This window comes from Streptomyces sp. NPDC052682, from assembly GCF_040678435.1.
GTDB lineage: Bacteria > Actinomycetota > Actinomycetes > Streptomycetales > Streptomycetaceae > Streptomyces.
This window is the reverse complement of the sequence record NZ_JBFATS010000002.1, coordinates 464,529-479,630: the sequence shown is the minus strand read 5'-3', so window position 1 is coordinate 479,630 and position 15,102 is coordinate 464,529. Positions and strand designations below refer to the sequence as shown.

14 protein-coding genes are annotated in these 15,102 nt (G+C 73.2%); 13 read left to right on the top strand and 1 reads right to left on the bottom strand.

From position 1 onward, the window contains the following. Positions 1 to 59: 59 nt before the first annotated feature. The 9 genes from AB0K80_RS04670 to AB0K80_RS04630 all read left to right on the top strand — a co-directional run bounded on the left by AB0K80_RS04670 (position 60) and on the right by AB0K80_RS04630 (position 8,658). Entirely contained in the window at positions 60 to 590 is a 531-nt protein-coding gene (locus AB0K80_RS04670) for a DUF6668 family protein (RefSeq protein WP_365665859.1), read from the top strand. Then, positions 587 to 871, top strand: a complete 285-nt coding sequence (locus tag AB0K80_RS04665) for a hypothetical protein (protein ID WP_365665749.1) — start codon at positions 587 to 589, stop codon at positions 869 to 871. The genes AB0K80_RS04670 and AB0K80_RS04665 overlap by 4 nt, the downstream gene beginning before the upstream one ends. 178 nt (positions 872 to 1,049) lie before the next feature. Beyond that, positions 1,050 to 1,349: a hypothetical protein gene (locus AB0K80_RS04660; protein WP_365665747.1), complete on the top strand. Its 300-nt coding sequence runs from the start codon at positions 1,050 to 1,052 to the stop codon at positions 1,347 to 1,349. A gap of 36 nt (positions 1,350 to 1,385) precedes the next feature. Further along, positions 1,386 to 2,165: a hypothetical protein gene (locus AB0K80_RS04655; protein ID WP_365665745.1), complete on the top strand. Its 780-nt coding sequence runs from the start codon at positions 1,386 to 1,388 to the stop codon at positions 2,163 to 2,165. 1 nt (position 2,166) lies between these two features. After that, the gene (locus AB0K80_RS04650) at positions 2,167 to 3,366 is read left to right on the top strand and encodes a hypothetical protein (RefSeq protein WP_365665744.1); all 1,200 of its coding nucleotides are present in this window, start codon (positions 2,167 to 2,169) and stop codon (positions 3,364 to 3,366) included. A gap of 159 nt (positions 3,367 to 3,525) precedes the next feature. Beyond that, complete coding sequence (locus tag AB0K80_RS04645; RefSeq protein ID WP_365665742.1) at positions 3,526 to 5,019, top strand: SCO6880 family protein; 1,494 nt, start codon at positions 3,526 to 3,528, stop codon at positions 5,017 to 5,019. Then, the gene (locus AB0K80_RS04640; RefSeq protein WP_365665740.1) at positions 5,016 to 6,518 is read left to right on the top strand and encodes an ATP/GTP-binding protein; all 1,503 of its coding nucleotides are present in this window, start codon (positions 5,016 to 5,018) and stop codon (positions 6,516 to 6,518) included. Before AB0K80_RS04645 ends, AB0K80_RS04640 begins: the two co-directional genes overlap by 4 nt. After that, positions 6,515 to 8,272 (top strand): TraM recognition domain-containing protein, encoded by a 1,758-nt coding sequence (locus AB0K80_RS04635; protein ID WP_365665738.1) that lies wholly within the window; start codon positions 6,515 to 6,517, stop codon positions 8,270 to 8,272. The genes AB0K80_RS04640 and AB0K80_RS04635 overlap by 4 nt, the downstream gene beginning before the upstream one ends. Then, positions 8,269 to 8,658, top strand: coding sequence for a DUF4913 domain-containing protein (locus AB0K80_RS04630; RefSeq protein WP_365665737.1), 390 nt, complete (start codon positions 8,269 to 8,271; stop codon positions 8,656 to 8,658). The genes AB0K80_RS04635 and AB0K80_RS04630 overlap by 4 nt, the downstream gene beginning before the upstream one ends. 71 nt (positions 8,659 to 8,729) lie before the next feature. On the opposite strand, the gene AB0K80_RS04625 is transcribed toward AB0K80_RS04630, so the two are convergent. After that, on the bottom strand, positions 8,730 to 9,284 hold the full coding sequence (locus tag AB0K80_RS04625; protein WP_365665735.1) for a hypothetical protein: 555 nt from the start codon (positions 9,282 to 9,284) through the stop codon (positions 8,730 to 8,732). 44 nt (positions 9,285 to 9,328) lie between these two features. Here AB0K80_RS04625 and AB0K80_RS04620 point away from each other — a divergent pair, with 44 nt between their 5' ends. The 4 genes from AB0K80_RS04620 (at position 9,329) to AB0K80_RS04605 (ending at position 15,079) form a co-directional block, all read left to right on the top strand. After that, positions 9,329 to 11,914: a hypothetical protein gene (locus AB0K80_RS04620; RefSeq protein WP_365665734.1), complete on the top strand. Its 2,586-nt coding sequence runs from the start codon at positions 9,329 to 9,331 to the stop codon at positions 11,912 to 11,914. 78 nt (positions 11,915 to 11,992) lie between these two features. Continuing rightward, on the top strand, positions 11,993 to 13,354 hold the full coding sequence (locus AB0K80_RS04615) for a hypothetical protein (RefSeq protein WP_365665733.1): 1,362 nt from the start codon (positions 11,993 to 11,995) through the stop codon (positions 13,352 to 13,354). 4 nt (positions 13,355 to 13,358) lie between these two features. Further along, the gene (locus tag AB0K80_RS04610; RefSeq protein ID WP_365665732.1) at positions 13,359 to 14,603 is read left to right on the top strand and encodes an amidase; all 1,245 of its coding nucleotides are present in this window, start codon (positions 13,359 to 13,361) and stop codon (positions 14,601 to 14,603) included. Then, positions 14,552 to 15,079 (top strand): NUDIX hydrolase, encoded by a 528-nt coding sequence (locus AB0K80_RS04605; protein WP_365665731.1) that lies wholly within the window; start codon positions 14,552 to 14,554, stop codon positions 15,077 to 15,079. Before AB0K80_RS04610 ends, AB0K80_RS04605 begins: the two co-directional genes overlap by 52 nt. Positions 15,080 to 15,102: the final 23 nt, after the last annotated feature.

Genomic DNA, 15,102 nt, shown 5'->3' with positions numbered 1-15,102 from the left:
GAGCGGTAAACCGCTGGTCAGACACGGGGGGAGTGAGGGCGGTGCCGGACAGCGCGCTCATGGGGCCGGAGATCTGGATCCGGGGTCCTGTCGTCACGGCCGAGCAGCAGGCGCCGCCCGCCCAGCCGGCCGAAGCGCCCCTCGCCCGGCGTCAGGTGGCCTGGGTGGCCGCGCACGGCGGTGCGGGCACCTCGACGCTGGCGGCGGTCTTCGGCGGGGTCGACGTGGGCCGAGCCTGGCCCCGGCCCGAGCAAGGGGAGCCGGATTCCGTGCTGCTGGTGGCCCGTACGCACGCCGCCGGGCTGCAGGCCGTCTCCCGCACGCTCGATCTGTTCCGGCGCGGTGAGCAGCCGCCGGGCCTCGAACTGGTCGCGGTCGTGCTGGTCGCGGACGCGCCGGGGCGGCTGCCCCGCGCACTGCAACAGCGGGTCAAGGTGATCGGCTCGGTGGTGCAGGTCCACCGGGTGCCCTGGGTGCCCGCCTGGCGCACCGGGGACATCACGGGCCCGGCGCCCCGGGAGACGGCCGCCCTCGCGGGCCTGACCGCCGACCCGCCCGCCCGAGGCACACACACGAGGAGCGACCGATGAACGCCGCCCTGACGATGGCCGCCCTGGCGTACGACCCGCCGGCGTCGGTCACCACCCCGCTGGACCAGGTCCTCGGCTACCTCGCCTGGCTGGTCACCGCTGCGGGGGTGGCCGGGCTGATGATCGTCGGCACCCGGATGGCGATCGCCGTGAAGACGGGCGACGCCGAGGAGCACCTGCGCGAGTACCTCATCGTGATGGGGGCGTGCGTCGTCGCCGCCGCCGCGGGGCCCCTGGTGGAGTTCGTCGGACTGGCGACCTTCTGGAACACCAGCCGCTGAGCGCGGCGGAGCACACACCGGCGTCTGCTTGTCACGAGCACGTCACCGTGTGGTGGGAGATCGCTACGGCCGTTGCCCTCCCGCCACTTCAGCCGCAAGGCTTACATCACCCTTACAACGCAACGCAGTTGACACACACGCACAGGGCCGGCAACTCGGCCCGCATGGGGGAGAACTCATGATCAAGGCGCTCGCAGCCAAGGTCCACCAGGGCATCGTCCTCGCGGACGGGAAGGTCCCCGACCCCGACCGGAACGCCCCGGGCGCGCTGACCGACAAGGTCGACACCGTCCTCGGCATCCTGGCCTGGGCCGGTACCGCGGCCGGTGTCGCCGGTGTACTGATCACCGGCGCGATGATGGCGATCTCCATGCGCCGCGGCGAGGGCTCGGAGCACATGGGCCGGCTGGGGATGGTCCTCGGCGGCTGCGTCCTGGTGGCCACCGCCGGCCCTGTCGTCACCTTCGTCTTCGGCTGACCCGCCCCCGGATCCTGACAGAAGGGAAGCACCGACATGTTGAACTCCGGCCGGCCTCGCGGGGGCAGCGGGGAGTGGGAGCAGCCGTTCTGGCAGCAGCGGGGCTGGATCCTGTCGGCCGGGTTCCTGCTGGTGCTGGTCGTGCTCGCCGTCTTCACCCTGATGACCCGGGACGACGGCGGCGCACCGCGGGCCGTCGGCTCTCCGAGCCCGAGCCGGAGCACCGGCCAGGGCGGCGGTGTGGGGGGCGGTGCGGGGGGCCAGGACAGCCGGCCCGCCGGCTGCCGTACCGACGACAGCGACCAGGAGAAGCCGACGGCGGCACCGAAAGATGTCTATTGGAAAGCCCTTGGAACCGGCCTGACGCCAGCGTCCAAGAGCGCAGGCCCCCTGAAGTTCGACGGCCCCGTCTGGTACTGCTACGCCCACACGCCGATGGGCGCGGTGTTCGCCGCCCACGCCATTACCGGCCACCTCGCCTACCCGGGGTGGCGTGAGGTCGTCGACCGGCAGTTCGTACCGGGGGCAGGGCGTGACGCTTACATCACCAAGCGTTCCACGGTGAAGGACAAGTCCGTTTCGGGTCGGCCGGACGAGGTCACTTTCGTTGGATTCTCGGTGCTCTCTTACAACAAGAGGGAAACAACTCTGACACTCCTGGGCGGAAAACCGAGCGAAGGTCGCTACGGAGCAGTCTCCATGACACTGCGCTGGCAAGACGGCGACTGGAAGATCGTCGCCGACTCGCACGGCACGATCTACAGCGGCACGTCGCAGGTGAACAGCACCAACGGCTTCGTCACCTGGAGGGATTGAGATGGCAATATGTGAAGGGGGCGTCACCGACTGCCTCGGAGACATCATCGAAGCCCCTTTCAAAGAGGGCGGCAAGGTCGTCGCCGGCGGTGCTGTGGAGGCCTTCGCCGAGGCGATCGGACAGGCTGCCGCAGAGACCTTGAAGGCCCTCAACGGCGTGTGGATGGACATCTCCCTCGGCAACCCGAGCAACGCCGCATCGGACATCCACGACGTGACCAGCTGGCTGGTCGGCTACATAGCCGTGGGGAGCCTGCTCATCGCCGCGATCAAGATGGCCCTCGACCGAAAAGGCCAGCCGATGAAGCAGGCCTTCTTGGGAATGTGGAAAGTCCTTCTGATCGGTGGACTCGCAGTACCCGTGGTAAAGGCCCTCTCCGACGCATCCGACGCATACGCCAAAGACGTCTACGCGAGATCCGACCTCGGTGAACGAGCAAGCAAGATGCTGGGTGTGATCGGTCTGAATGCGTCTGGCCTGATCCTCGTCTTCGGTCTGCTCGTCATGCTGTCGTCCTTCGTGCAGATCTGCCTCATGTACATCCGCATCGGCGTGCTGATCGTGCTGGTGGGCACCCTGCCGCTCGCTGCCGTCTCCTCCATGACGGGGTGGGGCGAGGGCTGGTGGAAGAAACACATCGGCTGGCTCGCGGCCTGGCTGCTCTACAAACCCGCCGCCGCATTGATCATCTACTCGGCGACAGCCCTGACACAGACCGCGGACGAGCAGAAGAACGGCGCCGGGAACCTCAACCAGACCATCGCCGGCATGGGCATGCTCATCCTGTCGGTCTTCGCCCTTCCCGCCCTGCTGAAGCTGATCGTCCCGGCCACGGCCGCCCTGGGCGGTACGTCCGGCGGCACGGTCACCCTCAACGCCGTCAACAACCTGGCCAGCGGAGCGGTCAGCATCGCCGGCGGGGCCGCCGGAGCGATCGCCGGCAGTGGTGGCGGCGGAGGAGGCGGGGGCGCGGCCGGCCCGAAGGGCTCGCCCTCCACCGGTGCCGGAGCCCCGGCCGGAGGCGCGGGCGGTGCCGGAGCAGCCGGTGCCGCCGGCGGGGCCGCCGCGGGTGCCGCCACCGCGGGCGTGTCCGTGGCCGTCCAGGCCGCCGCGGCCGTCGCGCAGACCCAGCTCGCCGCCGCGACGGAGGTCGCCAACTCCCTCGACGACAACGACGGGATGAAGGGCCACAACCAGTAGCCCGCCCCACCGCCGGAGCCGGGCGACCGGCTCCGGCCCCGCCCCGACCCAACGTGACCGTCCCCGGAGCCGGACGGCCGACCCGGCCCCACCCCGCCCCGCCTGCCCACCCACCCCACCCCCGCCCGCTCCAAGCCGGAAGCCGGAAGAAGGAAACCCATGTCCACCGACGCCATGACGCGTCCCACGTACGGGAACTGGCGGCGTCCGCGCCGCCCCGGTCTCGGCCCGCTGGGCCTGCTCGGTACGGTCGTCGCCTTCGCGGGACTGCTGGTGGCGCTGCTGGCCTCGCTGGTCTCCCTGAAGGCCGCGGTCGTGGTCCTGGTCCCCGTGGCGCTCTTCCTCGCGCCGCTGGCGCTGCGCACCGTGGACGGCCGCAACGTCTACCAGGTCCTCGCCGTCCGCATCGGCTGGCTGCGGCGCAAGGCGAACGGTTCCACCACCTACGTCTCCGGTCCCCTCTCCCGGCGCCCCGGCGGCCGGTTCCAGCCGCCCGGGCTGCTGGCCCGTACCCGGATGTACGAGGGACGGGACGCCTACGACCGTCCGTTCGGCGTGATCCACCACCCCGGCCGCAACCTGTACACCGTGGTGCTGGCCTGCGAGCCCGACGGCGGTTCGCTCGTCGACCCCGAGCAGGTCGACATCTGGGTGGCGTCCTGGGGCGACTGGCTGGCCCGGCTCTCCCACGAGCCCGGGCTGCGCGGCGCCCAGGTCGTCGTCGAGACCGCCCCCGACACCGGCACCCGGCTCGCCGCCGAGGTCCTGCCGCGCATCTCCCCCGACGCCCCGGCCGCGGCCCGGGCCGTGATGGAGGAGGTCGTCGAGCGCTACCCGACCGCCTCCTCGGAGATGCACACGTACGTCGCCCTCACCTACGGCCCGGCCGGCGGGCCCAAGCGGGACGTCGACGACGTGGTCACCGACCTGTCGATGCGGCTGCCCGGGCTGCTGTCCGGGCTGGTCGCGGCAGGCGGCGGCGCGGCCTACCCGCTGTCGGCCGAGCGCATCGCCGAGATCGTGCGGGTGGCGTACGACCCGGCCGTCGCGCCGGACGTGCTCAGTGCCCGCGCCGAGCACGCCACCACCGGCCTGGAGTGGGACGACGCCGGCCCGGCGGCCGCGGTGGAGACCGTCAGCGCGTACAAGCACGACTCGGGTGTCTCGCGCACCTGGCTGCTGACGCTCGCGCCGCGCGGCACCGTGCGCTCCAGCGTGCTGCGCGGTCTGCTGGAGCCCGCGCCCGGCACCCGCCGCAAGCGGGTCTCCCTGGTCTACCGGCCGATCGACCCGGCGACCTCGGCCCGCATCGTGGAGGCCGACCGGCGCGCCGCGCACTTCATGGCGAGCTCGCGGGGCGGCCTGGTCCAGGCGCGCGCGACCTCCGAGGTGCGGGCGGCGGAGCAGACGGCGGCCGAGGAGGCCTCCGGTGCCGGCCTGGTGGAGTTCTCGATGATGGTGACGGTGACCGTCGACAGCGAGGAGGAACTGCAGGACGCGGCGATCACCGTGCGCAACCTCCAGGCGTCCTCCCGCATCCTGATGCGCCCGGCCGACCGGATGCAGGCCTCCGCCTTCACCTGCACGCTGCCCGTCGGCCTGCTGCCGTGGGAGCACACGCTCGTTCCGTACCAGCTCAGGGAGGCGCTGTGAGCAAGAGCAGGCAGCAGCGGCCGGCCCGGCCGGCCGTCGCCCCGCCGCGCGGCTGGTACGGCCCCGGCGGCGGCCAGGTCGGCCATGTCGACCCGCCCGCGATGTGGCGCGCGACCACCGTGCAGGCGTGCGGGCTGTGGCCGTTCGCCGCCGGGTCGGGCGCGCCGATGACGGGCGTGCCCCTCGGGCAGCACCTGCACACCGGCGCGACCGTGTGCGGCGACCCGATCTCCTGGTTCACCCGGGCGCGTTACATCTCCAACCCGTCGCTGTTCATGCTCGGCATGCCGGGCCTGGGCAAGTCGACGCTGGTCAACCGGATGCTCATCGGCATGGCGGCGACCGGGGTCACTCCGCTGGTGCTGGGCGACCTGAAGCCGGACTACGCGGACACCGTCCGGGCGCTGGGCGGCCAGGTGATCTCCATCGGGCGCGGGGTGGGCGGCATCAACGTGCTCGACCCGGGCGCGATGGGCGAGGCCTCGGTGCGCGTCGGCGGGGAACGCGGGCGGGTGCTGGCCGCGGAGGCGCACGGCCGTGTGCTGAACATGGTCGCCGCGCTCATCACCATCGTGCGGGGCCGCCCGATGGACGACCACGAGCAGTCGGTGCTCTCCGCGTGCCTGCACCACCTGACCGAGCGGACCGAGCCGGGCCGCGCGCCGCTCCTGCCGGACCTGCTGCGCGTACTGGACGAGGGACCCGACCGGGTGCGCGCGGTGACCCTGGACCGCGGCAACGTGGCCCGCTACCAGGAGGCCGTCGACCCGCTGCACCGTTCGCTGCTCGGTGTCCTCGACGGGCCGCTGGGCGACACGTTCGCGTCCGAGACCTCGACGCGGATCGACCCGGCCGCGCCCGCCGTGTGCGTGGACATCTCCCGCATCGGCGAGGCCGACACCCAGCTGACCGCCGCGGCGATGCTGGCGGCCTGGTCGGACGGGCTCGGCACGGTGGCCGCCGCGCACGCCCTCGCGGACGCCGGGCTGGCCCCGCAACGCTGGTTCTTCACCGTGCTGGACGAGCTGTGGCGGCCGCTGCGCGCCGCCTCCGGCATCGTCGAGCGGATCGACGCCCTGACCCGCCTCAACCGCTCCCTCGGTCTGGGCGACGCCAAGATCACGCACACTCTGAAGGACGCCGAGGCGCTGGGCAGCGAGGCCGACCGGGCCAAGGCCCGCGGCTTCGTGGAGCGGGCCGGGATGGTGGTGTGCGCGGGGCTGCCGCGTACCGAGATGCGCGAGCTCGGCGAGATCGTCGGCATGTCGGAGCGCGAGGTCGACCTGGTGTCGTCCTGGTCGTCGCCGCCCGGCTGGGCCAGCACCGGCGGCCATGAGGAGCCGCCGGGCCGGGGCCGTTTCCTGATCAAGGTCGGCGGCCGTCCGGGCATCCCGATCAAGGTGTCCATCACCGACACCGAACGGGCGCTGCACAACACCAACACCCGCTGGACCGGAAACGAACTGAACCTCGTCAAGCGGACGGAGGCGGCGAGATGAGCACACGCCCCGCACGCAAGGGCCACTCCCCCGGCGACGACCTGCTGCCCTGGATCATCCCGGGTGCGGCCGTCCTGGTCGGCGGTGCCTTCGGCGGCGCCTGGCTGGGCGGCACGCTGGGCGCCGCGGTGAGCGGCGCGGGCTGGAACCCGCCGCCGTTCTCCCTGGACACCCTGGCGACCCTGGTCGAGCAGGGCCCCGCGCCCCTGTGGCCGCAGGCGTCGAGCGGCGCGGTGACGGCCGGCATCGCGACGGTGTTCGGCGGCTTCGTCGCCCTCGTGGTCGCGCTGGTGGTCCTCGTACGCCGCCGGACTGCCCGCCCGCAGGGCCTGGCCGGACGCCGGGAACTGGCCGGGCTGCTGCCCAAGGGGGCCGCCGCCCGGGCCCGCGCCCTGCGCCCGTCGCTGTCCAAGGCGGCCAGGCTGCACCCGGACGAGACCGGCAACCTCCTGGGCAACCTGGAGCCCAACGGGCCCGAGTTGCGCTCCAGTTACGAGGACGTGGAGCTGGACCTGATGGCGCCCCGGGCCGGCAAGTCCACCGGGATCGCCGTACCGCGTGTGCTGCGCGCCCAGGGCAGCGTGCTGCTGACGTCGAACAAGGCCGACGTCTACAGCGTCACCCGCGCCGAACGCGAACGCGTCGGCCGGGTCTGGGTGTTCGACCCGCAGGGCATCGCGCACACCCCGCGCGCCATGTGGTGGGACATGCTCGCCGACGCGGCCACCATCGAGGGCGCCCGGCGGCTCGCCGGGCACTTCGTCGGCGCGGTCAACGACGACGCCTCCAAGCGGGACTTCTGGATCTCCGCGGCGCAGAACACCCTCACCGCCCTCTTCCACGCCGCGAACCGTGGCGGGCGCGGGGTCGCGGAGGTGCTGGCGTGGCTCGCCGACCCGGCCGATCGCACCCCCATCGACCTGCTGCGCGACGCGGCCATGCCGGCGCTCGCCGACCAGTTGCAGGGCACCATCCAGGGGGCCGTGGAGACCCGGGACGGCATCTACGAGACGGCCCGCCAGTGCGTGGCCTGCCTCCTCGACCCGGCCATCGCCGCCTGGGTGACCCCGGACGAGGCCGTACCGCAGTTCCTGCCGGAGCAGCACGTGCTGTCCCGCGACACCCTGTACCTGCTGTCGAAGGACGGCGGCGGCTCGGCCGCGGGCGTCATCGCCGCCGCGGCGGACTCGGTGCTGCGGGCGGGCGTGGTCGCCGCCGAGCGGATGGGCGGCCGCCTGGACCCGCCGATGACGGCCGTCCTCGACGAGGCCGCCAACGTCTGCCGCATCTCCGACCTGCCCGACCTGTACTCCCACCTCGGCTCGCGCGGCATCAACATCGTGACACTGCTGCAGAGTTACCGCCAGGGCGTACGGGTGTGGGGCGAGGCGGGGATGGACGCGCTGTGGGGCGCGGCCACGATCAAGCTGCTGGGCGCGGGCCTGGACGACGCGGACTTCGTCGAGAAGGTCTCCCGCCTCGTCGGGGAGCACGACGTGTCCACGGTCAGCGTCTCCCGCAGCAAGGACGGCCGCTCCCGCTCCACCTCCTACCGCCTGGAGCGCATCCTGCCCGCCGACCGCATCCGCGCCCTGCCCAAGGGCACGGCCCTGCTGCTGGCCACCGGCGTCCGGCCGGCCCTGATCAGACTCCGCCCCTGGTACGCCGAACCCGGCGCCGACCGCATCCAGGCCGCCGCCCAGGCGGAAGTGCAAGCCATCACTGCCCGTGCCGTGGAGAGGGCCGTGCGATGACCACAGTCGAGGAAACCCCCGCAGCCGCACCGCCGTTCATCCTCTACCTGGACGGCGAGGACTACGCCGAGGAGATGCGCAACCTGGCCGTCTGGGTCTGCGACCTGCTGCTCCCCGTCTACGGCCGCGAAGCCACGTCCTCCCACCCCTGGTGCCCCCGCTGGTGGGAACACCTCGAGGCGGTCGCCCGTCTGCACGCCCTGTGGCTGGCCTGGCAGGAGTACACCGACCCGGCGGCCGGGGCGTCGGGCCCGGCCGTGTGGCACCGCGACCACCTGGGCCCCGTACTCGCCGAACTCCGCTCGCCCACCGGGCCGTTCGCGGGGTGCAAGGAGGGCAGTCACCGGGCGAAGAAAGCACCGGTGGCAGAACCGTACGACGGATGAGGAGGAGGGCTGGATGCCGTGGAAACCGAGGTACGCCGAGCCCACGGCCGGCGTCACGGCGCTGCTGGACCTCAGCTCCGGGGAGGGCTGAAGCGGTCGATGTCGGCCAGGATGGCCCGCTTGCGCTCCAGGGCGTCGTCGATCCCCGCACGCGTGAACCGGTCCGGGTTCTTGGCGTACATCTCGCGCCCGCGCTCCGAGGTGAAGCGTTCCTCCGGGATGCGGTCGGCGCCCTCCGGGAGGAACTTGGCGACCTCCTCGAAGGCGGCGATCGCGTACGCGGTCGCCGGGCGGATCTCCCGGTGCTCGGCGAGCGGCGTGTTCAGCAGGCGCAGACCGGACTCGGTCGACACCCGGTCCCCGATCCACATGAACTCGCCCGGGTCGATGATCCGCGAGGGCTCGGCACCGCCGAACGCCGGGGGGGCCGGCGGCAGCTCGTCGGACATCCGGAACTCGAACGAGCGCGCCCGGCCGCACTGCGGGCACACACCCTCGAACACCGCGAACAGGACGCCGTCACGGTCCTCCAGGCGGTGCTCCCTCTCGAACTCCTCCGCGCCGCACACACAGGCATGGAGGTCCATGTAGAGGTGTGCTTCCTGCATCGAACGAGCGATCAACATGTCATGATCCTACGGGACTCAAGACGCCGGAGGGGGAGACGTCAGTGAACCAGGACAACAGTCCGGAGCGCCCTGAGCAAGCGCGTCCGGAAGAGGTCGTCATCACCGCGACGGATGTCCTCGGCACCGGCTTCCGGGCCGACAGCGGCACGCGGGTCCCGGAAGAGCGGGTCCTGGCCGAGGCCGAGGCCACCTTGCCCGTGGTGCTCCAGGGCCTCTACGCCGACCGGCTGCGTTCGAACGGCATCACGGAAGACGGTGACCGGCGTTTCTTCGCCCTCACCGACGACCGCGGCACGACGCTCACCGTCCGGCTGGAGACCGCGTCCCTGCCCGACCGGACAGTGGCCCGCAGTTTCGTCAACACGGCCTCCGACAACCACGTCGTCCAGCTCTCCGACCGCATCGCACCGGATCAGATCGGCCGCGCCCTGAGCCACGAGCTCAACGAGCTCCTGGCCGTACGGGATCGCGCGGCCCGAGGTGAGGCACCCGCGGCGCAGGACATGCTGGGCCGGGGCGCGGTGCTGCCCGCGCAGCCCCTTCTGTCGGACGAGGACCTGGGCCGCATCGGTGAGCTCAACTACCTCGCGGCCCGCATGAACGACGGGACACTGACCGAGCAGCAGCGGGCCGAGGCGCGCGGCGAACTCTCCCAGCTGATCGACCACACGGGCCTCAGGCCCGGTGCGCCGGCCGACAACACCACTGCCCGCGCCATGGAGGAGTACGCGGCCAGGGTCCGGGCGGACATCGTGATCCCTCACCTGACCCCCGAGGCCTCCCGCGCCCTGCGGGAACTCGCGCGGCCTGTCGAGCAGTTGACCGCCGCCGACGCCCAGGTCGTTCAGGAGCACCGGGCCCGGGTCGCGGAGACCCGCGCGGCCCAGCCCCCTTTGGGTTCGTCACCCGACGTCCCGTTGCCGGGCCGGCGTCCCGACGGCACCCCCATCCCGCGCGAGGAGCTGGGCGCGGCACGCGACGAGGCGGCCCGGCAGCGCACCGCGGTGGGCCGGCGGACGCTGGACGAGTTGCGCGCCGAGGCGGCCACGCTGCCCGAAGGGCGGTACCCGCAGCGCGAGATCATGATCGGGGGCGGTGCCTCGCTCGCCGGGCGCGACCCCGATGTGCTGCTCGTCGACGCGCGCGGTCGCTGGCACGTGGACCCCATCAAGGGCATCGTGCAGTCCGCGGACCAGGTCAGGCACCTCAGGGAGGTCGGCTGGGACCCCTACCAGTTCGGTGATCCCAAGGATCGTGTCTCCCTGGCCGCGCTCCAGCTCTGGGAGGACACCGCGGCGGCCCGTGGTCCGCTCGTCGACGGGCGGGCGTCGTTGAACCTCGCCGACGACGGCCGGCTGCTCGCCGAGATCACCCCCATGGACGGCTCGCCTCCCGTCACGGTCGAGGTGGTGGGCACCCCGTTGGTGGCCACCGGCGTGCCACCGGAGGTGATACCGGGTGTCAACCGGCAGGTGCCGACGGTGGCGGAGGCCACCGACGTGCTCAGCGGCCACCTCACCACGACCGGCACGCCCGAGGCGCTGCAGGCCCGTGACCGGCTGGCCGCGCTGCCGGCCGGGGAGGGCCGCGCTGCCGCGTCGCTGGAGGTGCTCGCCGATCCGCGCGTGGCCGAGGCGCTGGGGTCGGCGGCCGACCCGCGCGTCGCCGCGGCCCGGGAGACGCTGGAGGCGACCGCCAAATGGGAGCAGGCGAGCGCGGAGGCGCCCGGGCGGGTGCTCCTCGGTGACGAGGTGGGCGACGGGACCTACGACCCCACGGTCGCGGACCACTGGGTGATCGCCGGCATCGGGGGCGGCGCCATCGCCAACACGGAGATCATCCTGGAGGGCAACCCGAACGCCCGGGTGACCATGGTGGGCACGGCGGCGCCCTGGGTGCTCCACAACGACTCCCAGTACCTGGCGATGCGCCGGCAGTACGATGCCGAACTCGGCGGCAACGGGCGTCTGGTCACGGTCGCCAACCAGCGGCTGGGCGCCATCGAGACGGTCCGCACCCCGGACGGCGGCGTCCGCCTCAAGGCGCTCGACGTCGAGGGGGACGCCTACGTCGCCTGCCTCGGGCGGGTGGCCCGGCTGCCGCAGGCCGCGGACGCCCTCGACAACTGGGCACGGCAGCAGGGCGGACAGGTCAAGGGCGAGCTCCTGTTCGACAAGAACGAGCAGTACCTCGGGTACCGGTTGCACTTCGAGGCCGCCGACCGGAAGCACACGATCGACGTGACGGGGGCCGCGTCCCGCATGCTGCCCGGCAATGTGTTCAGCCGGGAGGACATGGCCAGGCTGGCCGTCATCGACCGCAAGACGGCGCCGCCGGAGAGCGGAAACGTGGCGGCGGGCTTCATGGCCACCGCCCTCCAGGGCTCCCACCTGGCCAGACACCGGGCCGAGCAGGCGGGCCCCACGGTGCGTGCGGGCGCCGGCTCGCCCGCCGCTGGGGCGGGTGCCAACCCGGTCGCGGGCGCGGCCCGTCTCCAGTCCACCCGCAGGTCCTCCGCGCCGGGTTCCACCCCACGGCCCGCGGCGGGACCCGGCACACCCGGTCAGCCGCCACACATCCCCCGCCCGCCACAGCCAGGCGGCGGCGCGGGTGCGCCCGGCCGTTGACGTTCCAGGTCCGAGGGGTGGCCGGCGTGGGGGCCGCCCCTGCGTGCGGTGCGCGAGCCATAGTCGGAGGAGCAGTACATGCGCAGAACAACGCCAGCCGTCGCGACAACCCTGGCCGCACTGCTGCTGGCCGGATGCGGCTGGGGCGGGGACGGCAAGGCGGACGGGGAACACGGCGGCAGGGGTTCCGGGGGAAGCGCCCCGCCCTCGCTCGCGAAGCTCGCCGTGCCCTCCGGGTACGAGGCCGATCACGGCTGGGACGAGGAACTCGGCTGGGTGCCCCCTGACGTGCCCCCGCCCGTCGCCGTGGCCGGAAAGTCCGGTGTGGTCGCGTATGTCACGCAGTCCGGGGAGGGCTACGCGGTCCGGGCGCGGACCGCTGCCGGTGGCAAGGTCCGCTGGACGAGTGCGGCGTTCCGGACGCCGACCTCCATGGCCGAAGCCGATGAGGTCATCTACAACGACGATGCCGGGATCCCTCAGGTGACCACCGTCGAGCAGGACGGCCGGGAGTACGTCGCCGTGTGGGCGCATGGCGTGGTGAAGGGCGACGCCGTCACCAAGGACAAGGAGATCGTGCAGGTCGACGCCTACGCGGCGGACGCCTCAGGAGTCTCGGTCAAGCCGCTGCGCCGTGTGCGCGTACCAGCCGACGATGTCGATGGCGGCACGCTGGACATCCGCGACGGCGGGGACGGACTGCTGATCACGTGGCGGAACATCGGTTATCACGGCGCCTCCGTCGACCTGGCGACAGGCACGGTCACGCGATACGACGAACCGGACACACTGATGCCGGAGTGTGACGGGGGCGGGTGCTCGTACAGCCGCGTGGTGGGCGTCACCTCGCGCGGTCCCCTGATCGGGACAGCCAACGGCTTCGGCGTTCCCCGTGAATGGTCCGGCACGGACTTCGTCCCGAAGGAGGCCGACAAGAGCGCCAAAGGTACGGTCTCCGGTGTCCGAGGGGATCTCTTCGTCGCCCGCTGGCCTGCGGCGGGCGACTCGGACGCCTTCGTCTTCTCCGCCCACGACACCGACAGCGGCCGGCTGCTGGCGAGCATGACGTGCGGGGGCGGTCTGGAGGACCAGAAAAAGGGCAAGTACGACACGGTGACCTCTACGAACGGCCGTTACGTCGCCTACGGGACGGTCGTGTTCGACCTCAAGACGGGCAAGGGGCTCTGCCTGGAAGGCGACGAGGACCGGCGCAGCGTCGTGATCCGGCACCTCCGCGACGACGGCATCGCCTACGGAGTCGCTGCCGTGGTCGGCGACGACAAGCCCGGCGTCGAGGTGAGGGTGAGCGGAGGTGCGCCGAAGGCCCTGGCCGCCGGCACGGTTCTCCCGCACGGCGTGCTGGACGGCTCGGGCCTCTTCGTCACCGGAGGCGACGAGGGCGCCACCGGCCGACTGCTCTCGGTGCGCCAGGAGAGCTGACGTCATGCCGGTGGGGCCGAGACCGGGGCCGGCCGCTGAGACGTACCCGTCGCTCACGGCCGAGGACATCGCCGCCGCCGTCCTCGCCGGCGAGGTCACGGCGGCCGAGGTCGCCGCCGCCGCCCTGGACCGTATCCACCGGGCCGACCCGGCGCTGTCCGCCTTCGCCGAGGTGTGGGCCGAGGAGGCGCGGCGCACAGCGGCCGGGGTGGACGCGCGCGTGGCGGCGGGCGAGCGGCTGCCGCTGGCCGGGGTGCCCATCGGCGTCAAGGGCCGGCACGGGCTGCGCGCGGCGGCCCCGCTGATCGCGGCCGGGTGCGTGCCCGTGGGTGCCACGGCCGTGCCCGGTCCCGGAACGGCCTGGCAGACCTGGGGCGCCGGGGCGTACGGCCGTACGGTCAACCCGTGGCGGGCCGATCGCACGCCGGGCGGTTCGTCGGCCGGGTCCGCGGCCGCGGTGGCGGCGGGGCTGGTGCCGTTGGCGACGGGGAGTGACGGGGCCGGGTCGGTGCGGATCCCGGCGTCCTGGTGCGGGGTGGTCGGGCTGAAGACCACCAACGGGCGGCTGCCGTCGGCCGACCGTACGGGGCTCACGGCCGCCGGGGTGCTCACCCGGTGCGTGTCGGACGCGGCCCTGTGGTGGCGGGTGGTCTCGGGGGACACGGGGACGGCACCCCGGGGGACGCCTCGTGCCGTCTGGTCGCCCGACCTCGGCTTCGCCGGCCCGGACCCGGAACCGGTCGCGCTCGCCCGGGCGGCGGCCGGGCGTCTGGCGCGGGCGGGTGCCGTGCGGCTCGTCCGTACGCCCCTCGTGCTGGAGGACCCCGCGCCCGCCTGGCTCGCCCTCCGCTCCGGCGAGCCCACGAGGGCCGGTGACGCGCGGCGCCTGCGCGCCGCCAACGACCGGCGGCTGGCGACCCTGTTCGCCGCGGCCGATCTGATCCTGACGCCCACGACCCCCACCGCCCCGCACGGTCACGAAGGCCCCGGCGACCGGTACTCCACCGCGCTGACCTGGGCGTTCAACCTCAGCGGCCACCCGGCGATCAGCGTCCCCGCGGGGTGGGGCTCCGACGGCTGCCCGGCGGGGCTCCAGCTCGTGGCCCGCCACGGGGGCGAGGCGCTGCTGCTCCGTGTCGCCGAGGCGGCACGGCTCGAGGCCGGGCCGGACCCGGCGTGCGACGAACGGAGGTCACCATGCGCTGGACGGTCCACGCCGAGCGCCCGCTCTACGACACCCCCTGGGTGAGGCTGCGCTCCCTGGACGTCGAACAGCCCGACGGCACACGGGCCGACTACCACGTGGTCAGGCTGCGGGACGTCGCCGTGACGGCGGCGGTCGACGCTCAGCGGCGCGTGCTGATGCTGTGGCGCCACCGCTTCGTCACGGACACCTGGGCCTGGGAGCTGCCCATGGGGCTGGTCGAGGACGGCGAGGAGCCCGCGCGGGCGGCCGCGCGGGAGCTGGAGGAGGAGACGGGATGGCGCCCGGGCTCCCTGCGGGACCTGGTCTACGCGGAGCCCGCGGCCGGGATCACCGACGCGCGCCACTTCGTGTTCCGCACGGACGACGCACAGCGCGTGGGTGCACCGACCGAGCGCAACGAGTCGGACCGGCTGGAGTGGATCCCGCTCTCCCGGATCGGTGACTTGATCGCCCGCAGGCAGATCGTCAGCAGCGCCACGATGGTCGGCGTGATGGCGCTGCTTCTGGACGGCGCTTGAGTGGCACGTACCCTGAATGCTTG